Annotated in this window: 23 protein-coding genes; 9 read left to right on the forward strand and 14 right to left on the reverse strand. The window is 59.4% G+C overall.

All coding sequences use genetic code 11. The features are described 5' to 3' along the window. Position 1 precedes the first annotated feature (1 nt). The gene (locus J2W17_RS25625; protein ID WP_307341252.1) at positions 2–817 is read left to right on the forward strand and encodes a YfaP family protein; all 816 of its coding nucleotides are present in this window, start codon (positions 2–4) and stop codon (positions 815–817) included. Positions 818–909: 92 nt separating this feature from the next. On the opposite strand, the gene J2W17_RS25630 is transcribed toward J2W17_RS25625, so the two are convergent. Further along, a complete protein-coding gene (locus J2W17_RS25630; protein WP_307341255.1) occupies positions 910–1971 on the reverse strand; it encodes a PDDEXK nuclease domain-containing protein in 1062 nt (353 codons plus the stop codon). 521 nt (positions 1972–2492) lie between these two features. Here J2W17_RS25630 and J2W17_RS25635 point away from each other — a divergent pair. Then, a complete protein-coding gene (locus J2W17_RS25635) occupies positions 2493–3605 on the forward strand; it encodes an endonuclease NucS domain-containing protein (protein ID WP_307341258.1) in 1113 nt (370 codons plus the stop codon). A 276-nt stretch (positions 3606–3881) separates the two neighbouring features. Here the strand turns inward: J2W17_RS25635 and J2W17_RS25640 are convergent, their stop codons facing one another. The 10 genes from J2W17_RS25640 to exaC form a co-directional block, all read right to left on the reverse strand. Further along, positions 3882–4121, reverse strand: a complete 240-nt coding sequence (locus J2W17_RS25640) for a type II toxin-antitoxin system RelB/DinJ family antitoxin (protein ID WP_054616768.1) — start codon at positions 4119–4121, stop codon at positions 3882–3884. 322 nt (positions 4122–4443) lie between these two features. Beyond that, complete coding sequence (locus J2W17_RS25645) at positions 4444–5190, reverse strand: S24 family peptidase (RefSeq protein ID WP_307341266.1); 747 nt, start codon at positions 5188–5190, stop codon at positions 4444–4446. Positions 5191–5418: 228 nt separating this feature from the next. Next, positions 5419–5946 carry an inorganic diphosphatase gene (gene ppa, locus J2W17_RS25650; protein WP_028620880.1) on the reverse strand — a complete coding sequence of 176 codons (528 nt, stop codon included), beginning with the start codon at positions 5944–5946 and terminating at the stop codon, positions 5419–5421. 273 nt (positions 5947–6219) lie between these two features. Next, a complete protein-coding gene (locus tag J2W17_RS25655) occupies positions 6220–7032 on the reverse strand; it encodes a M90 family metallopeptidase (RefSeq protein ID WP_307341274.1) in 813 nt (270 codons plus the stop codon). Positions 7033–7038: 6 nt separating this feature from the next. Then, positions 7039–7695 carry a DedA family protein gene (locus J2W17_RS25660; RefSeq protein ID WP_307341277.1) on the reverse strand — a complete coding sequence of 219 codons (657 nt, stop codon included), beginning with the start codon at positions 7693–7695 and terminating at the stop codon, positions 7039–7041. Positions 7696–7997: 302 nt separating this feature from the next. Then, a complete protein-coding gene (locus J2W17_RS25665; RefSeq protein WP_307341279.1) occupies positions 7998–8459 on the reverse strand; it encodes a GNAT family N-acetyltransferase in 462 nt (153 codons plus the stop codon). 113 nt (positions 8460–8572) lie between these two features. After that, positions 8573–9409: an ethanolamine ammonia-lyase subunit EutC gene (gene eutC / locus J2W17_RS25670; RefSeq protein WP_373460033.1), complete on the reverse strand. Its 837-nt coding sequence runs from the start codon at positions 9407–9409 to the stop codon at positions 8573–8575. Further along, complete coding sequence (locus tag J2W17_RS25675) at positions 9406–10800, reverse strand: ethanolamine ammonia-lyase subunit EutB (protein WP_307341285.1); 1395 nt, start codon at positions 10798–10800, stop codon at positions 9406–9408. Before J2W17_RS25675 ends, eutC begins: the two co-directional genes overlap by 4 nt. Before the next feature lie 50 nt (positions 10801–10850). Then, the gene (gene eat, locus J2W17_RS25680; protein WP_307341288.1) at positions 10851–12299 is read right to left on the reverse strand and encodes an ethanolamine permease; all 1449 of its coding nucleotides are present in this window, start codon (positions 12297–12299) and stop codon (positions 10851–10853) included. Between the two features lie 185 nt (positions 12300–12484). Next, entirely contained in the window at positions 12485–14005 is a 1521-nt protein-coding gene (gene exaC, locus J2W17_RS25685) for an acetaldehyde dehydrogenase ExaC (RefSeq protein WP_307341291.1), read from the reverse strand. A gap of 298 nt (positions 14006–14303) precedes the next feature. Between exaC and J2W17_RS25690 the strand changes: the two genes are divergently transcribed. The 4 genes from J2W17_RS25690 (at position 14304) to J2W17_RS25705 (ending at position 18655) form a co-directional block, all read left to right on the forward strand. Next, a complete protein-coding gene (locus tag J2W17_RS25690) occupies positions 14304–16217 on the forward strand; it encodes a sigma-54-dependent Fis family transcriptional regulator (RefSeq protein WP_307341296.1) in 1914 nt (637 codons plus the stop codon). Between the two features lie 182 nt (positions 16218–16399). Further along, a complete protein-coding gene (mpl, locus tag J2W17_RS25695; protein ID WP_307341300.1) occupies positions 16400–17749 on the forward strand; it encodes a UDP-N-acetylmuramate:L-alanyl-gamma-D-glutamyl-meso-diaminopimelate ligase in 1350 nt (449 codons plus the stop codon). After that, entirely contained in the window at positions 17746–18378 is a 633-nt protein-coding gene (ubiX, locus tag J2W17_RS25700) for a flavin prenyltransferase UbiX (RefSeq protein WP_307341303.1), read from the forward strand. The genes mpl and ubiX overlap by 4 nt, the downstream gene beginning before the upstream one ends. Continuing rightward, positions 18371–18655: a YceK/YidQ family lipoprotein gene (locus tag J2W17_RS25705; protein WP_307341307.1), complete on the forward strand. Its 285-nt coding sequence runs from the start codon at positions 18371–18373 to the stop codon at positions 18653–18655. Before ubiX ends, J2W17_RS25705 begins: the two co-directional genes overlap by 8 nt. A 135-nt stretch (positions 18656–18790) precedes the next feature. On the opposite strand, the gene J2W17_RS25710 is transcribed toward J2W17_RS25705, so the two are convergent. From J2W17_RS25710 to J2W17_RS25720, 3 genes are all read right to left on the reverse strand, one after another. Next, positions 18791–19432, reverse strand: coding sequence for an oxidoreductase (locus tag J2W17_RS25710; RefSeq protein WP_307341310.1), 642 nt, complete (start codon positions 19430–19432; stop codon positions 18791–18793). A 27-nt stretch (positions 19433–19459) separates the two neighbouring features. Next, complete coding sequence (locus J2W17_RS25715) at positions 19460–21178, reverse strand: C13 family peptidase (protein ID WP_307341313.1); 1719 nt, start codon at positions 21176–21178, stop codon at positions 19460–19462. Positions 21179–21290: 112 nt separating this feature from the next. Continuing rightward, entirely contained in the window at positions 21291–21746 is a 456-nt protein-coding gene (locus J2W17_RS25720) for a MaoC family dehydratase (protein WP_307341317.1), read from the reverse strand. 196 nt (positions 21747–21942) lie between these two features. On the opposite strand from J2W17_RS25720, the gene J2W17_RS25725 reads away from it, so the two are divergent. The 3 genes from J2W17_RS25725 to J2W17_RS25735 are packed head-to-tail and all read left to right on the forward strand — an operon-like array spanning position 21943 to position 23619. Continuing rightward, complete coding sequence (locus J2W17_RS25725) at positions 21943–22305, forward strand: CidA/LrgA family protein (RefSeq protein WP_307341320.1); 363 nt, start codon at positions 21943–21945, stop codon at positions 22303–22305. Beyond that, positions 22302–23018 (forward strand): LrgB family protein, encoded by a 717-nt coding sequence (locus J2W17_RS25730; protein ID WP_150746856.1) that lies wholly within the window; start codon positions 22302–22304, stop codon positions 23016–23018. The genes J2W17_RS25725 and J2W17_RS25730 overlap by 4 nt, the downstream gene beginning before the upstream one ends. 10 nt (positions 23019–23028) lie before the next feature. Continuing rightward, a complete protein-coding gene (locus J2W17_RS25735) occupies positions 23029–23619 on the forward strand; it encodes an LON peptidase substrate-binding domain-containing protein (protein WP_128871430.1) in 591 nt (196 codons plus the stop codon). The last annotated feature ends 166 nt before the right edge of the window (positions 23620–23785 follow it).

Genomic DNA, 23785 nt, shown 5'->3' on the forward strand with positions numbered 1-23785 from the left:
CATGAAATTCCGTTATCCACAGGGCTTGCTGCTCCTTTGCGCCTGTTGCGTACTGCCGATGACGATGGCCGCCGATACCGCCGTCAAACTCGACACGCCGATGGGCGGCTGGCGTGCCGGTGCGCCTGAAGGAGAAGGCGAACATTTCCGCCAGGTCGTCAACTACCCGGCGTCCTCGGTGAACATCCCGGTCGGGCAGGCCAACACTGCCCGCATCACCGGCCAGATCCAGGCCACGCCCAAGTCCGCTGAACCCGGCCGGTTGATCGTCAATGGCGTCAGCATGCCGCTGAAGTTCGATCCCGCTGGCCGCTTTGATCGCCCGTTCTCATTCCCTAACGGCAGCAACAGCGTTGAAGTGCGCAGCGCCGATGGCCAGCAACGCCACCGCACGCAGTTCCTCAACACCAGCGGCGGCGCCACCGCGGCCAAATTGCGGGTGCTGCTGGCCTGGGACAGCGATGGCACGGATCTGGATCTGCACCTGATAACCCCGGATGGTGCGCACATCTGGTACGGCGATCGCGTCGTCTCCAATGGTGCAGCACTCGATGTCGACGTGACGACAGGCTACGGCCCGGAAATCTTCGCCATGCCGGCGCCGATCAAGGGTCAATACCTCGTTTACGTGAATTATTTCGGAGGCGGGTATCGGAGTGATGAGCAGGGGCAGGAGGAGGCGGTGCAGCCGCTGACGACGGCACAGGTGACGGTAATTACGGAGGAAGGGACGCCGAACGAAAAGATGGAGACGTTCCTGGTGCCGATGCGGGCGGTGGGGGAGTTGACGTTGGTTAAGGCGTTTAGTTATCCGTGAGGCTCAGATACAGCGAACGTAGCTTTGCTTACATAGACTCATCCGATCGAGCCACTTACCAGTCCAGTACAGGGGTGTATAGATCTGTCCCGTCATTGCGAGTCATCCTCCATGGAGTCGTCATCACTTGCCAGCTCGCGCTCGATCTGTTCAATGCTGGGCAGGCTGGTTTGCAGCTCTGCCGGCAGGGATTCCACCAATTGGTATTCGGCCACGCCAATGGGGCGTGCGTTATCACGCAGGGCATATTCGGCCACTACCTTGTTCTTGCTCTTACACAGCAGAAGGCCGATGGTCGGGCCGTCCTGCGGATGTTTGAGCTGAGCATCTATTGCGGTGAGGTAAAAACTCAGCTGACCCAAATGCTCGGGCTTGAACTTGCCAGACTTGAGTTCGATTACCACATAGCAGCGTAACTTGAGGTGATAAAACAGCAGGTCGATGAAGAATTCGTCACCACCTACATCCAGCAGCACTTGCTGGCCGACGAAGGCAAAGCCTGCACCTAGTTCCAGTAAGAACTCGGTGACATGCTTGACCAGAGCGTTTTCGATCTCGCGCTCCTGGGCATCAAGAGTCAAACCGAGGAAGTCGAAACGGTACGGATCTTTCAGTGATTCGCGAGCCAGATCGGACTGCGGTTTGGGCAAGTGACTATCGAAGTTACTGACTGCATTTCCGCTTCGCTCCAGCAGACGGGTCTCGATCTGCATTACCAAAATGTTGCGCGACCAGTTGTGCTCGATGGCCTGGGCGGCGTACCAGCAGCGGGTTTCCGGGCTGGGCAATTTGTCCAGCAGCGCTAACTGGTGATACCAAGGCAATTGTGCAAGCACCTCTTGCACAAATCTTGCGTCCGGCCACGCTTCGGCAAAGGCTCGCATGTATTTGAGGTTACGTGGGGAAAACCCTTTCATATCAGGAAAGGCGGCGCGCAAATCCTGAGCCAGGCGGTCGATTACCTTGGTTCCCCAACCCTGTTGTGCTTGCCGAGACAAAATATCCTGACCAATCTGCCAGTAGAGCAGCACTAGTTCGCGGTTCACCGCCAGAGTGGCGCGCTGCTGGGCGTTATGGATGCGGCCTTTGAGGTCGGCCAGCCAATCTCCATAGCCTTCGGGCGGCATGGTCAGGCTAGCAGGGGTGTCGCTCATGCTTTTTTCCTTTGTGGCTTTTTCGGCGCGGACTTTGCCGCGTTTGCAGCCATCTCGGTGTAGAGGTCATAGAAAGGCGAGACCATAAAAAGCGCCGAGCGAATGGGACCTTTGCACCGATTCAAACGGTGGGCTAAGTCCATATCTGTTTTGGCACTGACGATCGGAGATTAGTCAGCGCATTAATCAGACGCAAGCAGGTTGGACATTCAAGGAAATTTCCTTCAAAAGAAAGAGATGCTTCTCACTTTGAAGCCTATCGAATCGCTCATCGGCGGCGACCGCCATCGCATACCTTTCGATTTGTGCTTTATCTTAAGTCGATTTTCTGTGATGGACGCTTCAGCTCTACGACAGTGCGCGAGCAGGCCCCGATTGATGGCCTGGAATGGGGCACGATTGGGGCTGGCTTCATCCCACAAAAAAAAATTCGAACAAAAGATAGTTGCAGCACTGCTGCGACAAATAGATTCGTTGCCGTTAGGGTATCGATCATCATTAGGTTTTTAAGGACGTATCACTTGCCTATCAAAACGGATGTCTGGACGGTGGGTATGTCACCGACCAAGTTGCGCCAAAGCCGATTGGCAAGCGAGCAGCTGCTGGAGGAGATGATCATCAATTCCCCGAGCATTCTCTCGGATGAATGGATGCTGATAGGCAGGCAAGAAAACACCGGAATGGGTGGCCGAATCGATTTGTTGGCCCTCGCACCCGATGGTGCTCTGGTGTTGATCGAACTCAAACGTGATCGCACACCTCGCGAAGTCGTTGCCCAAACCCTAGATTACGCCGCTTGGGTTGAAAATTTGCGAGGGGACGAAATTGCAGCGATCTACAAGCGCTTCCGACCCGGATGCAGCTTGGACGTAGATTTTCTGGTTCGCTTTGGACGCGTACTGGATGATGATGAACTGAACAAAAGCCATCAGTTGATCATCGTCGCCACCGAGTTGGATGCCAGTAGTGAGCGAATCGTTGAGTACCTCAGTAAACGAGATATTCCGATCAATGTGCTCTGCTTTCAGATTTTCGAGGTGGGCGATCAACAGCTGTTGAGTCGATCCTGGTTGCTCGACCCTGTTCAGACCCAGGTGAATGCTGTATCGACGAGTGAAGGGCATAACGAACCTTGGAACGGCGAGTTTTATTGCTCGTTCGGCGACTCCGTGTCCCGATCTTGGGCTGATGCCGTTGAGTTTGGCTTCATTGCCGGTGGTGGCGGCGCGTGGTACAGCAAAACTTTGCAGGTGCTATCTCCAGGGGATCGAGTCTGGGTCAACATTCCTCAAAAAGGCTACGTTGGCGTTGGACTTGTTCTTGGCACCGCCACACCTGCAAATGAATTCACGGTTATTCAAGACGGCGTTGAGCGACGTGTACTTGAGGTCGCGACGCGCGCCAGATATCACGCTGAATTTGTGGCTGATCCCGAGCGATGCGAATACTTCGTACCAATCCGATGGCTGGAAACCGTTCCTTTGGAGCAAGCAGTGCGGGAAATCGGGATGTTTGGGAATCAAAATACAATCTGTCGGCCGACGACGCCGAAGTGGCGATGGACAATTGAGCGGCTAAAGCAACGGTTTCCCCTGTTTGAAGCGGAAGCAGTAACCGAAAAGGATGGCGTTTAACCGGTTTGGAGATGGCTAGTCAGATTGAGCTTGGCAATCTGGTGATCCAACCCCCTTCACTGACATCACCCCGAGCGGCCCGAACGGGTTGCTCGAGCCCAAGCAGGTTGATGAGCTGTTCTCGGCATTGATTAAGATTGAGGTGAGTGGTTGGGTAGCGTGGGCAGGTGTTAAGTGGCGTTTGTCGCAGCAGTGCTGCGACAAATCAAATTAGTCAGCAGGCTGCTGTCGCCCAGTCTCTTCCACTCTTTCAGCGCGCGACGATCAAATTCGAGGCTATAGGTCATCCAGGCTTACCTTGACTCGTTGAGGAGCGGCAAGGCGCTCGGTAACCACTGCAATGAGGGCTTCATCCTCTTCGCTGAGTAATGCTGCCTTGAAAGGCAATTTGCCTCGCTCGGCGACGTATTGGAGGGTTTGGCGCAGAAGCTCGGAGGGCGTTACCCCGAGTTTTTCCAACTCGGCAAATGAACGCTGCTTCAGGTCATCGTCAATGCGAATGTTGATAGAAGCCATGGTGAGATACCTGTAATGACGTTTGTCGTTACGGTAGCAATTGCTTCCCTGCTTCACAACCTCTTGTTCAGAGTTTTAGACGACGGGCCTGCTTTCTGTCAGGCATTAAAAAGCCGGCTTGTGGCCGGCTTCTCGGGGACTGGCTTGGTTTATTTTTGGTAAACCGCAACAGCCTTCAAAACGTACACCCGGCTCTTGCGTCCGGCTGTGGGACTCGGCGAGAAAGTGATCTGCCGGGTCGGTGCGATCTGGGCCTTGGGAAGGGTCGATGCGCAAATGTGGGGCGTAGCATACTGATTTTTTTGGGGAATTCCCAGCTTGGTTACAGGAACGGCACCGGCGGTCTGCGTTTGTTCAGGGTCGACCACCAGAATACCCAGCCCAGTACCCTGATGTTTTGCTCTTCGATTTGCGCGGCCCTGAAGATCTCGTCCGGGTATTCGGCGCTGTTGTGGCTGCGCATGCGTAGTGCGTTGCCCGGAATCCTGTGCAGGTATTTGATCCGCAACATGCCGTCATGCTCGATGGCGTAAATCTCGCCGTCGATGATTTGCGTGAGCCCGCGGTCGATGGCGAGGAGGGAGCCGTCTTCAATCTTTTCGGCCATGCTGTTGCCGATCATGCGCGTGCAGATGGCGTCGGCGTGGTTGATTTCCAGGGAGTCGAGATCGCTGCGAGGCAGGCGGATGGATTGGCTGTGGTCTTTTATGATCTGGGTTTTGTGGGGGTCGGGCGTGATGGCTATTTCTTTGTAGAAGGGCAGTTCGACATCGGTCGGCTCGATGACTCTGTAGGTGCCGCGGATAGCCTGGGCGTCGAAGGTGTTGCCGGACTCGTCGAGCAGGCGCAGTTCCTTGGGGTCTTTCGGACCTTCGCCGGTTTTCAGCCATTGACTGTTCACGGACAGTTTTCTGGCCACTTCTTCCATGCAGTGGGCGGGTACACCCCGGGCGTACCAGTTGTGGACGTTTTGCGGCGCCGTGTCCAGGAATTCGGCGAATCCTGTCGTCGTGATGTTCGCCGCTTCGAGGAGCGCTTTAAACCGTGGACCGCTAGTGTTCTTTTTCATGAACGGGAGTCTACTGGCGCCGGGTGGGGCTTTGAATAAACGAACTGTTCAATTTGCGCGGGAAATTTAGACCGGATGTAAGACGCTATTGGGGAAAATTAAACAACAAAACCCATGTTCGCTGGCTCTTATACGGCGTGTTTAAAGAAGGCTTTTCAGGCGCCCACAAAAAACCCCGGATCAACCGGGGTTTTCTTGCAGCTTGCCGCTAAACGCTGACAGCTGGCTTCAGCCTTTGTAGGCAGCAACCGACTTCATGATCTCGGTGCGAGCGGCTTCTGCGTCGCCCCAGCCTTCGATCTTCACCCATTTGCCTTTTTCGAGGTCTTTGTAGTTCTCGAAGAAGTGCTTGATCTGTTCCAGCAGCAGCGGCGGCAGATCGGTGTATTCCTTCACGTCGACGTACAGCTGGGACAGCTTGTCGTGTGGGACTGCGATGACTTTGGCATCGCCGCCGCCGTCGTCGGTCATGTGCAGGATGCCGACCGGGCGGGCGCGGATCACCGAGCCTGGAGCAACCGGGTAAGGGGTCACGACCAGCACGTCGAGGGGATCACCGTCGTCGGCCAGGGTGTTCGGGATGAAACCGTAGTTGGCCGGGTAGAACATCGGGGTGGCCATGAAACGGTCAACGAACAGGCAATCGCTGTCTTTGTCGATTTCGTACTTGATCGGCGCGTGGTTGGCCGGGATCTCGATCGCGACGTAGATGTCGTTCGGCAGGTCTTTGCCAGCCGGAATCTTGCTGTAGCTCATTGGGCGGTGCCCCCGTTAGTTGACCAAAAACACTTGGCCGGATTGACCAAAAAGTGGCGGCGATTATAGGCATATTCCGCCACCGATGCTATGTACCAGAGGTCGTAGAGACCTGGGTGTCCTGTCTCACCGATACTATCGCTTTTTGACGGCGTCCGTTGCGGCCATGCTGCGTTGCCGCTCCACGCCATAGCCAGCTATGACTCGTCGCGGCGCCTTGCCTGGCCACAACGGCCACTCGTCAAAAGAGCGACGTATCGGTGAGACAGGACACTAGTCGTGTGCCTGATAGACCGGGTTCTCGGCCAGAAGTTGCCGCAGCCGGGCGAGCGGGTCCTGCAGGTAAAACAGCTTCAGCTGTTCATAAACCTCAGGATACGCCTCGTGCAGCAAATCCGGGGCGCTGAAGAAGTATTCGCTGGTGACCGCGAAAAACTCGGCGGCGTTTTCCGCTGCGTACGGGTCGATGGCGGTTTCGGCGTCGGGATTGCGCTCCAGTTGGCGGTCGAGGTCGTCGTAGGCCTCTTGCATCACCCTGGCCCAGTCGCTGACGCGCATGTCGGCGTGCAGCGGCGGCAGGCCGTTGGCGTCGCCGTTGAGCATGTCGAGTTTGTGCGCGAGTTCGTGGATCACCAGGTTGTAGCCTTCCCAGCCGCCGCTGGCCATCACGCCAGGCCAGGCGAGGATGATCGGGCCTTGTTGCCAGGCCTCGCCGCTGTGCTCGCCCTCCCACTCGTGCTCGACGCCGCTGGCGTCCCGATGACGTTGGGGGCTGAGGAAGTCGTCGGGGTACAGGACGATTTCGTGGAAGCCTTGGTACCAGTTCAGATCGCCCAGATGCATCAGCGGCAACTGCGCCTGGGCGGCAAGCAGCAGGCGCTGCTCCTGGTGAAGTTCGACGCCGGGCAGGGCGGTCAGGTGTTTGTCGTCGAGAAACAGCACGCAGGCTTCGCGCAGCCATTGATCTTCGGCGGCGCTGATGCCATCGAGAAAACTCAGGTGATGGCGCACCCGCTGCCACATGTCATCGGCAATCGGGTGCTTGGCCAGTATACGTCGGCGACGCCAGGCGCTAAGTGACCACATGCCGGATCAGCGGGGGTGGGCTTTGGACGCGGCGTTGCCGAAGCGGCTGCGGACGATGCCGATGATCATCGGTACCAGCGACAGCAGGATGATGCCGACCACCAGCAACGACAGGTTTTGCTTGATGAAGGGCACGTTGCCGAAGAAGTAACCGAGGGTGACCAGACCGCCGACCCACAGGATGGTGCCGAGGACGCTGAAGCCGAAGAAGCGCGGATACGGCATTTTCGCCACACCGGCGACGAAGGGGGCAAAGGTACGGATGATCGGCAGGAAGCGCGCCAGGGTCACGGTTTTACCGCCATGCTTGTCATAGAAATCATGGGTTTGTTGCAGGTAGTCGCGACGGAAGATCTTCGAGTTCGGGTTACTGAACAGTTTTTCTCCCGCTGTTCGTCCGATCACGTAGTTGGTGCTGTCGCCGAGGATCGCCGCCAGCATCAGCAAGCCGCCCAGCAGCACCGGGTCCATGCCGCCACCGGCCGCAACAGCGCCAGCGATGAACAGCAGGGAATCGCCCGGCAGGAATGGCATCACCACCAGGCCGGTTTCGCAGAAGATCACCAGAAACAGGATGGCGTAGATCCATGGCCCGTAGTTGTTCACCAGCAAGTCGAGGTAAACATCGAGATGCAGGATAAGGTCGAGCGGGTTGAAATCCATGGAAAGCACCTGTGGTATCGGCCCGACTCGGCAGGCCTGTGCGGATGACTTCGCGAAAGCCTACGAGTGGGAGTAGTTTTTCTTACAAGCCGGAAAGATCAGCATTATACGGGCAGAGGGATGAAAAGCGCGTCGAGTTTGTAGCGGGGGATTTCGCGTGAGACAGACGGCGGGTGCGGTATGTTTTTGCAGGAGCAAGCTTGCTTGCGATGCTCCTGAGAACGCTGCGGGGTATCAGGCTTGCAGCGTTATCGTTGACGAACATCGCGAGCGAGCTCGCTCCTACAGTTATCCGCTGTGGATCAGAGCCCTTCGCTGATGGGCAACACGTAGTTCTTGAACTCGGTGTCTTCCTTGAACCCTATGGATTCGTAGGTCTTCTGCGCCACTTCATTGTTGCTGCTGGTGGAGACACGCATGCGCACGGCATTGGTTTCCTTGGCCATTTTCTTCGCCGTACGGATCAGGTTATCGGCTACCAACTGGCGACGAGCATCTTCGGCGACGTAGATGTCGTTGAGAATCCACACGCGCTTGAGCGACAGTGACGAAAAGCTTGGGTACAACTGACAGAAACCCAGCAGTCGATTGCTATCGTCATCGGCCAGAGCCAGATAGATCACCGATTCCTTGCGACGCAAGCGTTTCTCAAGGAACGCCCGGGAAGAGTCCGGATACGCCAACGAGCCATAAAACTCGCGATATTTGACGAATAAGGGAGCCAACAGGTCCAGGTGTTCGAGGGTCGCTTGAATAATCCGCATGGTAGGTCTCGTCTTCAAGTGGCTGTCTTACGTGATGACGGCGATGGGAAACCCCTGGCGGCCGTGCCTCGATCCTGCCTCAAAGCGGAATGGAAATGCAATGCGGAAACGGTTCAGGTATTCGGCGGGCTCAGTAGGAAATTTCCTTTCATGTCCGTTTCTGCTTCTGACTCCAACGTGTGAACCTGGGCCTCGTCCTTCAGATTGACTCCCGACAACTGGCGTCGGCAGGCTTCGCGCATCAGATAAAGCAACCGATGTGCCGCCATGCCGTAGCTCAGGCCTTCGAGTCGCACGTTGGAGATGCAATTGCGATAGGCATCCGTCAGGCCGATTTTTGGATTGTAAGTGAAATACAGTCCCAGACTGTCGGGCGAGCTAAGGCCCGGGCGTTCGCCGATCAGGATGACGACCATCCTGGCCTCCAACAACTCACCAATCTCGTCGGCCACGGCAACCCGGCCTTGCTCGACCAGAATCACCGGTGACACGGACCAGCCCTCTGCTTCGATTTGTTCCTCCATCCGGGTCAGAAAAGGCACGGCGTGGCGATGAACGGCCAAGGCCGACAAGCCATCGGCGACGACGATGGCCAGATCGACGCCACCGGGATTGGCCGCTGCGTGTTCGCGCAGGGTCTGCGCCGCGGCATCGCTCAATTTTCGCCCCAGGTCGGGGCGCTGCAGGTAACTGTTACGGTCCGTTGCCGCGCTGTGCAGCAACAGGCTTTCACGTCCAAGCACCGCCAGTTGCGAACCGAGTGCGGCATGGTCGAACGGCAAGTGCACCGCATCCCGGGCCTGGGCGTGCGCATATTGGAACTCCAGCTGTGCGCTGGTTGGCATGCTGGTGCCGGTGCGGCCCAAGGCAATCCGCGCAGGCGTCAGCCGGCGCAGTTCCAGTAAGGGGTTTTGCTGATCAACAGGTGGTTTATCCATTACGACACTCATCCCAGTTGCGCCAGGGCCTGGCGGAAGGCCGGCGGCAGGCTGTCGCCGAAGAGAATCTTGCCGTCCGCCTGGGTGAAGATACCCATATTTGCCAACCATGTTTCGAACTCCGGCGCTGGTTTCAGCCCCAGGGTCTGGCGAGCGTAGAGTGCGTCGTGGAACGAAGTGGTCTGGTAATTGAGCATGATGTCGTCGGAACCGGGGATGCCCATGATGAAGTTGATCCCGGCCACACCCAGCAGGGTCAGCAGGGTGTCCATGTCATCCTGATCGGCTTCGGCGTGGTTGGTGTAGCAGATGTCGCAGCCCATCGGAACCCCCAGAAGCTTGCCGCAGAAGTGGTCTTCGAGGCCGGCGCGGATGATTTGCTTACCGTTGTAGAGGTATTCCGGGCCGATGAATCCGACGACGGTATTTACCAGGAACGGGTTGAAATGGCGCGCCACGGCGTAGGCGCGCGTTTCACAGGTCTGTTGATCGATGCCGTGGTGGGCATTGGCCGACAGGGCGCTGCCCTGGCCCGTCTCGAAATACATCAGATTCTGACCCAGGGTGCCACGGTTCAGGCTCAGACCGGCGTCATAGCCTTCCTGCAAGACGTTGAGGTTGATGCCGAAGCTGGCGTTGGCCGCCTCGGTTCCGGCGATCGACTGGAACACTAGGTCCAGCGGAATCCCGCGATTGATGGCTTCGATCGAGGTGGTGACGTGGGTCAGCACGCAGGCTTGAGTGGGGATTTCGTAGCGCTGAATGATGGCATCGAGCATTTCCAGCATGGCGCAGATGGAGGTGATGCTGTCGGTGGCCGGGTTGATGCCGATCATCGCATCGCCATTGCCGTACAGCAGGCCGTCGAGAATGCTCGCGGCGATGCCGGCGGGTTCGTCGGTGGGATGGTTCGGTTGCAGGCGTGTGGATAACCGGCCGCGCAGGCCCAGCGTGCCGCGGAATCGGGTGACCACGCGGATTTTCTGCGCCACCAGCACCAGATCCTGCACGCGCATGATTTTCGACACGGCGGCGGCCATTTCCGGGGTCAGGCCGGGCGCAAGGTTACGCAGGCTGTGTTCGTCGGCGGCATCGCTGAGCAGCCAATCGCGAAAACCGCCGACGGTGAGGTGGCTGACCGGCGCAAACGCCCGTTTATCGTGGGTATCGATGATCAGCCGGGTGACTTCATCGGACTCGTACGGAACCAGTACTTCCTGCAGGAAGTGGGAGAGCGGGATATTCGCCAGCGCCATCTGCGCGGCCACCCGTTCGCCGTCGTTGAGTGCCGCGACCCCCGCCAGAAAGTCCCCGGAGCGCGCCGGGCTGGCCTTGGCCATGACTTCCTTGAGGCTGTCGAAACGGTAGGTGTGACCACCGACAGTGTGAGCAAAACTAGCCATGAAGATTCTCCGTGACGGCGCAGAGGGGGCTGCGCCGTAATTTGCGGCCGTTAGTGCAGGGCTTTTTCGGCGTTCTGAATGGCCGCGAATTCTTCTTCGGGCGTGCCGGCTACCAAGTGATGCCGACTGTAGAAAGCGAAGTAAGCAATTAACACTCCATAGATGATCGCAGCGCCAATCACCACGCGCGGATCCACCAGGAAACCCGCCACCACGGCGATGCAAGCCAGCACCAGCGCAACACCAGAGGTAAAGATACCGCCCGGCGTGCGGTATGGCCGATCCATTTTGGGGCGCCGAATGCGCAACGTGATGTGTGCCGCCATCATCAGGACGTAGGAAATGGTCGCACCGAACACCGCCACCAGGATCAGCAAGTCACCCTGACCGGTCAGCGACAACCCGAACCCGATGATGCCAGGAATGATCAACGCCAGTACGGGGGCCTTGCTCTTGTTGGTTTCCGACAGTTTGCGCGGCAGGTAGCCGGCGCGGGACAGCGCGAAAATCTGCCGCGAGTAGGCATAGATGATGGAGAAGAAACTGGCGATCAGCCCGGCCAGGCCCACCAGGTTGACGAAATGGCCCATCCAGGTCGAGCCGCCATAAGCCTTGCTCAGTGCTTCGACCAACGGATTGCCCGAGGTTACCAAGGCATGGGCACCGGCTCCTCCCGGGCCGATCACCAGAATCAGCAGGGCAAAGCTCACCAGCACCAGCATGGCGCCAATCAGCCCGCGGGGCAGGTCGCGTTTCGGGTTTTTGGTTTCTTCTGCTGCCAGTGGTACGCCTTCGACCGCCAGGAAGAACCAGATGGCGTAGGGAATGGCGGCCCAGACCCCGACGTAGCCGAAGGGCAGGAAACTGCTGGCGCCCTTGGCCTCGGTGACCGGGATGTCGAGCAGGTTGGCGACGTTGAAGTGCGGCACCATGCTGATCAGAAACACGCCCAATGCCAGGGCGGCGACGGCGGTGATGCCGAACATCAGCTTCAGGGCTTCACCGACGCCGAAAATATGGATGGCAATAAAGATGATGTAGAACGCCAGGTAAATCATCCAGCCGCCGATGCCGAACAGGGACTCGCAATAGGCGCCGATAAACACCGCGATCGCCGCTGGTGCGATGGCGTATTCGATCAGGATCGCGGTGCCGGTCAGGAACCCGCCCCAAGGACCGAACGCACTGCGGGCAAAACCGTAGCCACCGCCTGCGGTCGGGATCATGGAGGACAATTCCGCCAGGGAAAAGCACATGCACAGGTACATGGTCGCCATCAGCAGCGTGGCGAGAAACATGCCGCCCCAGCCGCCCTGGGCCAGGCCGAAGTTCCACCCGGCATAGTCGCCGGAGATGACGTAGGCCACGCCGAGGCCGACCAGCAGGACCCAGCCCGCGGCACCTTTTTTCAGTTCGCGTTGCTGGAAATAGTCGGAGCCGACTTTTTCAAAGTCGACAGAGGAGGTAGCCGGCTGCACGCTGGCTTGATCGCTAGGCATAGGGGTTCACCTGTTCTTATTCTTTTGACCGGCGTGGTGGCCGGGATGGCGCGAAGGCTGTTTGTAGGAGCGAGCTTGCTCGCGAAGGACGAGAGGGAGCCGCGTACATCCAGGCGGCCCCGTCTTCGTTCACGTCCCTCGCGAGCAGGCTCGCTCCTACAGGGTTTTGCGGTGTTCCTGCCCGGTTAGAAGAAGCCCAGCGGATTGATGTCGTAGCTCACCAGCAGGTTTTTGGTCTGCTGATAGTGATCGAGCATCATCTTGTGGGTTTCACGGCCGACGCCGGACTTCTTGTAGCCACCGAACGCGGCATGCGCCGGGTACAGGTGGTAGCAGTTGGTCCACACGCGACCGGCCTTGATCGCGCGGCCCATGCGGTAGGCGCGGTTGATGTCGCGGGTCCACAGGCCGGCACCGAGGCCGAACTCGGTGTCGTTGGCGATGGCCAGGGCTTCGGCTTCGTCCTTGAAGGTGGTGATGCTCACCACCGGGCCAAAGATCTCTTCCTGGAACACGCGCATTTTGTTGGTGCCCTTGAGCAGCGTCGGCTGGATGTAATACCCGGTCGCAAGATTGCCCTCGAGTTTTTCCACCTTGCCGCCGGTCAACAGCTCGGCGCCTTCGCCCTTGGCGATTTCCAGGTACGACAGGATTTTGTCGAATTGCTGCTCGGATGCCTGGGCGCCGACCATGGTGTCGGTGTCCAGTGGGTCGCCGCGTTTGATTTGCAGGACTTTATCCATGACCACTTTCATGAACTCGTCGTAGATCGATTCCTGCACCAGGGCGCGGGAAGGGCAGGTGCAGACTTCGCCCTGGTTGAAGAACGCCAGCACCAGGCCTTCGGCGGCTTTTTCGATGAAGGACGGCTCGGCCTGCATGATGTCTTCAAAGAAGATGTTCGGCGACTTGCCACCCAGTTCCACGGTAGACGGAATGATGTTTTCCGCGGCGCATTTCATGATGTGCGAGCCGACCGGGGTCGAACCGGTGAAGGCGATCTTGGCGATGCGTTTGCTGGTGGCCAGGGCTTCACCGGCTTCTTTGCCGAAGCCTTGCACCACGTTGAGCACGCCAGGCGGCAGCAGGTCGCCGATCAGCTCCATCAGCACGGTAATGCCCAGCGGGGTTTGCTCGGCGGGCTTGAGCACCACGCAGTTGCCGGCGGCCAGGGCCGGGGCGAGTTTCCAGGCGGCCATCAGAATCGGGAAGTTCCACGGGATGATCTGCCCGACCACGCCCAGCGGTTCATGGATGTGATAGGCCACGGTGTTGCCGTCGATTTCGGCGGCGCTGCCTTCCTGGGCACGGATGCAACCGGCGTAGTAGCGGAAATGGTCGGCAGCCAGCGGGATGTCGGCGTTCAGGGTTTCGCGCACGGCTTTACCGTTGTCCCAGGACTCGGTGATTGCCAGCAGTTCCAGGTTCTGTTCGATGCGGTCGGCGATTTTCAGCAGCACCAGCGAGCGCGCCTGGACGGATGTGGCGCCCCAGGCATCGGCGGCGGCGTGGGCAGCGTCCAAGGCTTTTTCGATGTCTTCGGCACTGGAGCGCGGGAATTCGGCAATGGGTTGGCCATTCACTGGCGAGGTATTGGTGAAGTACTGACCTTTTACAGGCGCGACGAACTCGCCGCCGATGTAGTTACCGTATTGGCTCTTGAACGAAACGATAGCGCCTTCAGTACCGGGGTGAGCGTAACGCATGATGTTTTCTCCTTGGCTTTTGTACTTATAAGAGAGCGCGCATGTGCGCTTGTTATAAGCGTAGAGCAAAGGTCGGGCCACTGCGCTGCAGCTCAGGTAAATCAACACCTTGCGCGATTTTTGTCGGATAGGCGGGCGCAGTCTGTGATGCTTCCGGTACAGCCTCTGCGACACTTTGTACCGGTTCTGGCACAGCTTGTGACCGTGGGGTCTTGCCAGCATTGCAATGCAAGCTCGGCTGGAGGATGCTCGCGTACGACAGGGCGGCGTGAAAATCGCTCGGGGAGAAGAACAAGAAATGCACGACAACCATTTGAGTCGCCATGCCCAGCAGGTCTTGACCGTGACTCAGGGCAAGTCCCACTTGCAGGGACCTGGCAGCGATCCCTCCATTGCCCGCTCCTGGCTGCGCTGTCTTGAGGACTACCACCTCGACCCGGCCCTGGCCATGGCCCCGACGGTGCTGGAGCATGGACGCCTGCTGGAAAGTCGCGAACGCTTGCAGCAGGTGCTGCAGATTGCCGGCAACGAAATGTCCAGCCTCCATCAGCAGCTCTCCGGCGCTGGCCACGCGGTGCTGCTCACCGATGCCCGCGGGGTCATTCTCAACTGCGTCACCGCGCCGGCCGAGCGAAAGATTTTCGAACGCGCCGGGCTTTGGCTGGGCGCCGACTGGAGCGAAGCCTGTGAAGGCACCAATGGGATCGGCACTTGCCTGGTGGAGCGTCAGTCCCTGACCATCCACCAGGACGAACACTTTCGCGGTCGCCATACGGGTCTGACCTGCTCGGCAAGCCCGGTATTCGACCCTCATGGCGAACTGCTGGCGGTGCTCGACGTGTCCTCGGCGCGCCACGAAGTCTCGCGGCAGAGCCAGTTCCACACCATGGCGCTGGTCAACCTGTCGGCGAAAATGATCGAGAGCTGCTATTTCCTGCGGTATTTCGACAATCAGTGGTTGCTGCGTTTTCACCTTCAGGCCGAATCGGTTGGCTTGTTCAGCGAAGGACTGCTGGCGTTCGATGGGGAAGGGCGCATCAGCGCAGTCAACCAGAGCGCGCTGAACCTGTTGGGGCATATCCGCGGTGGACTATTGGGCAAACCGGTCGAGGCGTTTTTCGATTGCTCGCTGGATGAACTGCTCGGTCGTGCGAGCGTCAATGCCAGCGCCAGTTGGCCGTTGCGCACCCGTGACGGGCGGAATCTGTTTGCCTTGCTGCGGGGGCAACCACGCAGCATTCCGGTGCCGCTGGTGCACAATCCGGCGGTGGCCGAGCGTCCCCGGCTGTCCGGGATCTGTCTGGGCGACACGGCGCTGCAGGACGATTTCCGCAAGTCCCTGCGAGTCTTCGAGCGTGACGTGCCATTGCTGATCAACGGCGAAACCGGCTCCGGCAAGGAGGCTTTCGCCAAGGCCGTGCACCACGCCAGTCAACGGGCCGAAAAAGCCTTCGTCGCGCTCAACTGCGCGGCCATTCCCGAAAGCCTGATCGAGAGCGAGTTGTTTGGCTATCGCGGCGGCAGTTTCACCGGGGCACGCAAGGAGGGCATGCGCGGCAAGTTGCAGCAGGCCGATGGCGGTACCTTGTTTCTCGATGAAATCGGCGACATGCCGCTGGCCTTGCAGACCCGTCTTTTGAGGGTGCTGGAAGATCGTCAGGTGGTACCGATTGGCGGTGAGCCGGAATCGGTCAACGTAAGAATCATCAGTGCCACTCACCGCAATCTGTTGGAACGGGTGCAGGACGGCAGCTTCCGCGAGGATCTGTATTACCGGCTCAACGGGCTGGAAGTGGCACTGCCGGCGTTGCGCGAGCGCAGTGATAAATCCCAGCTGCTCGATTTTTTGCTGGCCGAAGAGGCGGGTGGCGAAACGGTCATCATCGATGCGCCGGCACGGCAGGCGTTGTTGGGTTTTGCCTGGCCAGGGAATGTACGGCAGTTGCGCAATGTACTGCGTACGTTGGCGGCATTGTGTGACGGCGGGCGAATCGGCTTGGAAGATTTGCCTGCGATGATTCGCCAGGCTCTGCCGGCGCAGGTCACTGCCGTCGAAGCGCCATCCGGGCATCCGCTGGAAGATGCCGAGCGGCTGGCGCTGCTCAATGCGCTGGAGCAGACACGGTGGCATATGACCCACACGGCCGAACAGTTGGGTGTGAGCCGCAATACCCTTTATAGAAAGCTGCGTAAACACGGTATTGCCCGCTAGGCCACGCCGCCCCTGTAGGAGCGAGGCTTGCCCGCGAAGAACGATAACGCGGTCCATCCGTTAAACCGCGTAATGGCCTTCGCGGGCAAGCCTCGCTCCTACAGAGACGGCGGATGTTCAAACACTGAGTGCGAATTTCCCCTGCCTGGGCTAACCTGCGGCCATGTTTTACGAGGTCGACTATGCACATTCATATTCTTGGTATCTGCGGCACTTTCATGGGTTCGATGGCAGTTCTGGCCAAAGAGCTGGGCCATCACGTGACGGGCTCCGATGCCAACGTCTATCCGCCGATGAGCACCCAGCTGGAGGCGCAGGGCATTGAGTTGACCCAAGGCTACGACCCGGCGCAGCTTGATCCGGCACCGGACCTGGTGGTGGTCGGCAACGCCATGTCCCGGGGCAACCCGGCCGTCGAATACGTGCTGAACAAAGGCCTGCCCTACGTTTCCGGCCCGCAATGGCTGGCGGATCACGTTTTGCAAGGCCGCTGGGTGCTGGCCGTTGCCGGTACCCACGGCAAGACCACCACCAGCAGCATGCTCGCCTGGGTGCTGGAACATGCGGGCATGAGCCCGGGCTTCCTGATCGGTGGCGTGCCGCAGAACTTTTCGGTGTCGGCGCGCCTGGGCGACACACCCTTCTTCGTCATCGAAGCCGACGAATATGACAGCGCTTTCTTCGATAAACGCTCCAAGTTCGTGCATTACCGCCCGCGCACCGCGATCCTGAACAACCTTGAGTACGATCACGCCGATATCTTCCCCGATCTGCCAGCCATCGAGCGGCAGTTCCACCATCTGGTGCGGACGATTCCGAGTGAAGGCCTGGTGATTCATCCAACCACCGAGCCTGCCTTGCAGCGCGTCATTGAAATGGGCTGCTGGACGCCAGTGCAAACCACCGGCGCTGGTGGTCAGTGGCAGGTCAAGTTGCTGAGCGAAGACGGTTCGGCATTCGAAGTGATGTTCGAAGGCGAAACCCAAGGCGTCGTCGAGTGGGACATGACCGGCCAGCACAACGTTGCCAACGCCCTGGCCACTTTGGCTGCGGCACGTCACGTCGGCGTCGTGCCGTCCATGGGCATCGCCGCGCTGAGTGCCTTCAAAAGCGTGAAGCGCCGGATGGAGGTTGTCGCGCAAGTCCGTGGCATCACCATTTACGACGACTTCGCCCACCATCCGACCGCCATTGCCACCACCCTCGACGGCCTGCGCAAGCGCATCGGCGACGCACCGTTGATCGCGATCATCGAGCCGCGCTCCAACTCGATGAAGCTCGGCGCTCACCGTGATGGCTTGCCGGAAAGCGTGGTCGATGCCGATCAGGTGATCTGGTACGCGCCCGCCAACCTCGGCTGGGACCTGGGCGCAACCGCCGCGTTGTGCACGGTGCCGTCGATCGTCAGCGATTCGCTGGAAGGGATCATCGAACGCGTGAAGAGCCAGGCCCAGCCCGGCACCCACGTGGTGATCATGAGCAACGGCGGCTTCGGCGGACTGCACGGCAAACTCGCCGAGGCGCTGCAATGAACAATGGTCCGGAACGCATCACGCTGGCGATAACCGGCGCTTCGGGCGCCCAGTATGGTTTACGCCTGCTGGATTGCCTGATTCGCGAGGACCGCGAGGTGCACTTCCTGATCTCCAAGGCGGCGCAATTGGTGATGGCCACCGAGACCGACGTCACGTTGCCCCCCAAGACGCAAATGATGCAAGCCTTCCTCACCGAATACACCGGTGCGGCCGCCGGGCAGATTCGCGTGTACGGCAAGGAAGACTGGATGTCGCCGGTGGCCTCGGGCTCCGGCGCGCCTGCGGCGATGGTGGTGGTGCCGTGCTCCACCGGGACCTTGTCGGCCATTGCGACGGGGGCCTGCAATAACCTGATCGAGCGTGCCGCCGACGTCACTTTGAAGGAGCGTCGCCAGTTGATCCTGGTACCGCGCGAGGCGCCGTATTCGAGCATTCATCTGGAGCACATGCTCAAGTTGTCGAACATGGGCGTGACGATTTTGCCGGCGTCGCCCGGCTTCTATCATCAGCCGCAAACGATCGATGACTTGATCGACTTCGTCGTGGCGCGAATTCTCAATCTGCTGAACATTCCCCAGGACATGCTGCCGCGTTGGGGCGAGCACCATCTGAGCAGCGATGAATAAGCTGCTGGTGATTGTGCTGGCGTCGCAGCTGACGGCTTGCGCCACCGCCCGCACGCTCGATGCCGCCAAGCCGGGGGCACCGGTGGTGTACTCGGGAACTCGACTGGATTTGTATGCCATGAATGGCGGTTGCTGCGCCATGGACCGCTTCGGCGCAGAAGCACCGGCCTACCCGGGCGTCGACCTGCCGGCCAGCGCCTTGCTTGACACATTGTTGTTGCCGCTGTCAGTGCTGACCGTGATTGGGGTCAGTTTTCAGGCGACTGGCGGGTTGTAGCGTTCGGCGCTGGATCGGCGTCGCACCCTTCGCGAGCAAGCCCGCTCCCACATTTTTGACCGAGTTGTCCGGACGAACGCGATCAAATGTGGGAGCGGGCTTGCTCGCGAAGGCGTCCTCTGAAACGCCGCAAAATTACTTGCCTAGCTTGCGCAACTCATCCGACTCGACAATCCGCACCCCATCCTGCTCTTCCAGTGCCAGTCGCCACATGGCGCGTGCCAGCTGGCAGGCTTCGATGCCGCGATACTTGCCCGGGATCAAGCGGGACAACGGGCCGACGAATTGCTCGGCCATACGCGGTTCAAGACGTTCGCCCAGCAGCAACGAAGGTCGGCAAATGGTCAGTTGCGGCCAGTCCTGCGCACGCAACGCGTATTCCATCTCGCCTTTGACCTTGTTGTAGAAAATCGGAGATCTGCGATCGGCCCCCAAGGCACTGATCACGATCAGGTGCCGTGCGCCCATCTCCCGTGCACGTTTGGCGAACGCCACCACCATGTCCAGGTCCACCGCGCGAAACGCCTGTTCCGAGCCGGCCTGCTTGATCGTGGTGCCGAGGCAGCAGTAGGCGATGTCGACGCGACCCTGCAATTGCGGCAGAAACATTTCAGGGTCGCCGACCGGATTTTCCAGATGAGGGTGCTCGGCCAGGGGCCGGCGCGATGGCGCCAATACCCGCGTAATCGTTGGCTCATTGAGCAGACGGTCGAGTAGATGTTCACCGGTCAAACCGGTAGCTCCGGCAAGCAATACATGCTGAGGCGTCAAGTACATAGTGTTTCCCCCTTGATACTATTCAGCTTAGTTGTTCTTTGCATCCTTGCTGGGGATAGAGGCACTTTGCAATGCCTTTCGTGCTTGCTGTTTGCGCAGCAGTTGCCAGTGGGAGAGTACGGTTTTCGGCGCCCATATCTGCGGTTCGGAGGCTTCGAAGCTGTCGGCCAGTTCGCGCTCGGCCACGGTGGCGCTGGCCAGTTTGAAGGCGTGTTCCAGGTCGTCGGTCTGGTTCAGCGCCTGAGCGAACAAGGCATCGCCAAAGTAAGTGAAGTTGGCTTGTTCTGAGCAGCCGAAGGACACCCGATCGGCCCGCGAGGCCGTCATGATCAGGGTGCGTTCGTCTTTCAGGGCCGGGATGAAGCCACCGGAGTAGCAGGCCGAAATCACGATGATCTTGTCGCGATTTTTCAGCGGTGCCAGGACGGCCGCGAGTTCGTCGGCCGGCAGATCGGACAGTTCCATGCGCGGCTGGTCGAGCACCAGCTCATGTTCGCTGGTGCCGTGGCTGGTCAGGTAAAGGAAGATCAGATCTTCCGGGCCGCTGCGCTCGGCCAGCGTCAGGGCGGCGCGGCGCAGGTTTTCCCTGGTGGCCATCGGCCGGTCGGCAAGGTGGTCGCGATGGTTGACCAGGCGGATCTGGCCGAAGGCGCCGAAGCGGCTGGTGAGCATGTTGCTGACGTAATCGGACTCGCGCAGGAACACGCTTTGCTTGCCGTCACCGCCGAGGGTCAGGGTGTACAGCTCGATCGCCGGGGTCGAGGCCGGTACGTTGGCCAGTGCGTCGGCGAGCAGGCGGCCCTGGGCCAGCAAGCCCAGCTCGAGCGGGTCGGGCAGTAACTTGCCATCCGCATCGCGCACGCGCTGGCCGTTGACCCAGGTCCCGCTCTGCACCGTGCCATCGGTCAGTACCAGCGTGCCGTGACCGTTGTAGTTATCGACGTCGAACTGGCCGATGTAGAAGCTGCCATCGGGCAGGTTCAATCGGCCCTGGCCGGTAAAGCGCCAGTCGTTGAACTGACCGATATAATGGCTGCCATCGGCGCCGATCATCTCGCCCTTGCCATTGAGCGAGCCTTCCTTGAACAGGCCGAGCCAGACATCGCCGTCGGCGTTCTCGTAACGGCCCTTGCCGTGCAGTTGATTGTTCTTGAAACCGCCGACGTAGATGTCGCCATCGGCGCTGTTGAATGTTCCGTTGCCTTCCAGTTGACCGTCGACGAAATGACCGGTGAACTGATTACCGCTGGCGTCGCCACGCTGGCCTTCACCATTGGGTTTGCCATGGGCGAACTGGCCCTGGTACGAGCTGCCGTCTTCGAGTTCGAGACGCCCGAGCCCCGAGTATTGATCGGCTTTGAATTCCCCGCGATAGGTCATGCCGTTTTCTTTGAGGGTGCCTTCGCCGTCCCGTCGGCCGGCCTTGAAGCCGCCGGTATAGCTGCTGCCAATGGTGCTCAACTGACCCTTGCCGTCGAACAGCCCTTGATTGAAGGACCCGCGATAGCCTTCGCCGTTACTGCCGTGCCATTCGCCTTCGCCATGCCATTGGCCCTGGTCGAAACCGCCGGCATACCAGCTGCCGTTCGGATAGTCGACGCGGCCCTGGCCTTGCAGCAAGCCATTGACCAGATCGCCGCGATACCGACCGCCGTCCGGCAGGCGGGCGTCGGGAGGCAACAGTGATTCGCCATCGCCGCAAGCGGTGAGCAACAGGGTCAAGGCAAGGAGTGCTAGTGGGCGCATAGCGGGATCCGGGCAATTAGGCGACCGAGTATGCCGCAGCTCTGTGCCCTTATATAGCCGGGAGAAAGCAGAGGGCGCGAAACAGCCTGAGCTGCTTCGCTTTCGAGATGGTTTACACGAAGCAGAGGGACAGGGGTTCGGCGACATACGCCGGCTTTTCCGAGCCTTCGATTTCCAGGGTGGCGGTGGCCTTGAGCAGCCATTGGCCGGGTTTTTTCTCTGTGACTTCGGTCAGATCGACCTTGAGTCGCACTTTCGAGTCGACCTTGACCGGTTGAATGAAACGCACGCTGTCGAGGCCGTAATTGACCACCATCTTCAAGCCTTCAGGCATGACGAGGATGTCCTCCATCAGTTTTGGGATCAACGACAGCGACAGGAATCCGTGTGCAATGGTGCTGCCAAATGGCGTTAGCGCGGCTTTGACCGGGTCGACATGGATGAACTGATAGTCCCCCGTGGCTTCGGCGAACAGGTTGATGCGGGCCTGATCGATAGTGAGCCATTCGGAACGTCCGAGTTCCTTGCCGACATAATCTTTGAGCTCTGCAACGGGAACATAGGGCATTGAGACTCTCCTTGGGTTCATCGGTTTTATAGTTTTGAGGTGGGGGGATTTGACCTCCCGGATTACCACTTTAGATCAACATGGCAAATGGCTCCGGTCAACTGTCCATGCTATCTGCGAATGCCGATCCATAGCGTCGGCATGCTTATAATGTCGACCCGCCACTGCGGGCGACGGGTTTTGCGGGAGATGAAGGATGTTGTTACGTGGCCTGACCTGGCTGGTGCTGTTCCAATTGCTCGGCACCGCCATCAACCATTTGTTTGTGCCGGTGCTACCGGGGCCGATCATCGGCCTGCTGCTGTTGCTGGTGTTTTTGATCAGCCGGGGCCAGGTGGGTGAGCCGCTGAACCTGGCGGCCAGCAGCCTGCTGCGTTACCTGCCGTTGCTGTTGGTGCCGCCAGCCGTGGGCGTGATGGTGTACGCCGCCGATATCGCGGCGGATTTCTGGGCTATCGTCGGCGCGCTGGTGTTGTCGCTGGTGCTGTCCCTGGCGTTCGCCGGTGTCTTGATGCAGCGCATGATCAAGCGTCACGCGCCTCACGAGGACGACCAATGATCTTCGACTGGCACGGGGCCTGGGCGTCGGTGATTCATCATCCATTGTTCGGCATTGGCGTCACCCTGGGCGCCTATCAATTGGTGCTGGCGGCGTTCGAGAAAACCCGCTGGATCTTTCTGCAACCGGTGCTGGTGTCCATGTTGCTGGTGATCGGCGTGTTGGTGGGGTGCGGCTTGACCTACGCTGAATACCGCAAGAGCACCGAGATTCTCAGCATCCTGCTCGGCCCGGCAACGGTCGCGCTGGCGGTGCCGCTTTACCTCAACCTGCGGCGGATTCGTCAGTTGTTCTGGCCGATATTTACTACGCTGGTGATAGGCGGCGTGGTTGCCACGGGCATGGGCGTACTGCTGGGCTGGTGGTTTGGCGCCGAACACATGATCCTGATGACCATGGCACCGAAGTCGGTGACGTCGCCGATCGCCATGCTGGTGGCCGAGCAGATCGGTGGCGTCGCGGCGCTGGCGGCGGTGTTCGTGTTGATCACCGGGGTGATCGGGGCGATCTTCGGGCCGAGTCTTTTGACCAGGCTTGGTGTCCATAGTCCAGAAGCCCGCGGCATGGCCCTGGGCATGACCGCCCACGCGGTTGGCACGGCGGTGGCGATGCAGGAAAGTGAAGAGTGCGGCGCCTTCGCGGCGCTGGCGATGAGTCTGATGGGTGTGGCCACGGCGGTGTTCCTGCCGTTGGCGGTGTCGATGGTGGTGTAAGGAAAAATTTATGAGCTTGCCGCTTTTTCCGCTGAATACGGTGCTGTTTCCTGGCTGCATCCTCGACTTGCAGATTTTCGAGGCGCGCTACCTGGACATGATTGGCCGCTGCATGAAACAAGGCGGTGGCTTTGGCGTGGTTTGCATTCTCGATGGCGAAGAAGTTGGCATCGCTCCGGCTGGCTATGCGCTGGTCGGCTGCGAAGCGCTGATCACCGATTTCAAGCAGCAGGACAATGGCCTGCTGGGCATTCGGGTGCAGGGCGGTCGGCGTTTCCACGTTGTACGCACTGAAGTGCAGCGCGATCAGTTGATTGTCGCCGAGGTCGAATGGCTGGAAGACGAGCCTGAGCAACCACTTCAGGACGAGGACGCCGACCTGGTCGCGTTGCTCAAGGCCCTGGCGGAACACCCGATGGTCGAAGCGCTGAACATGGGCAACGAAGCGACCGGGCAACAGTCGCTGGCCAATCAGTTGGCGTATCTGCTGCCGTTTGCCGAGTTGGACAAGATCGATCTGCTGCAACTCGATGATCCGCAACAGCGGCTGGACGCAATCCAGGCGTTGCTGGACGAGTTGCAGGGGGAGTTGTTTGCCTGAGGTAATGGTGACGGTCGGCCAATTTCACGTTTCGTGAGCAGTGAAGGACTTGCCGCCATTCGATGACCCACAACGACGTCGGGAGAGTACACAGACGTCGTTTTTTTCATAAGGGTTTACTCCATTTTTTTATGAGTCAGCCAGTCCTTCGGCTGATGAGGTAAGC

Origin of the sequence: Pseudomonas lini, from assembly GCF_030812475.1 — a bacterium.
Classification (GTDB): domain Bacteria; phylum Pseudomonadota; class Gammaproteobacteria; order Pseudomonadales; family Pseudomonadaceae; genus Aquipseudomonas; species Aquipseudomonas lini_A.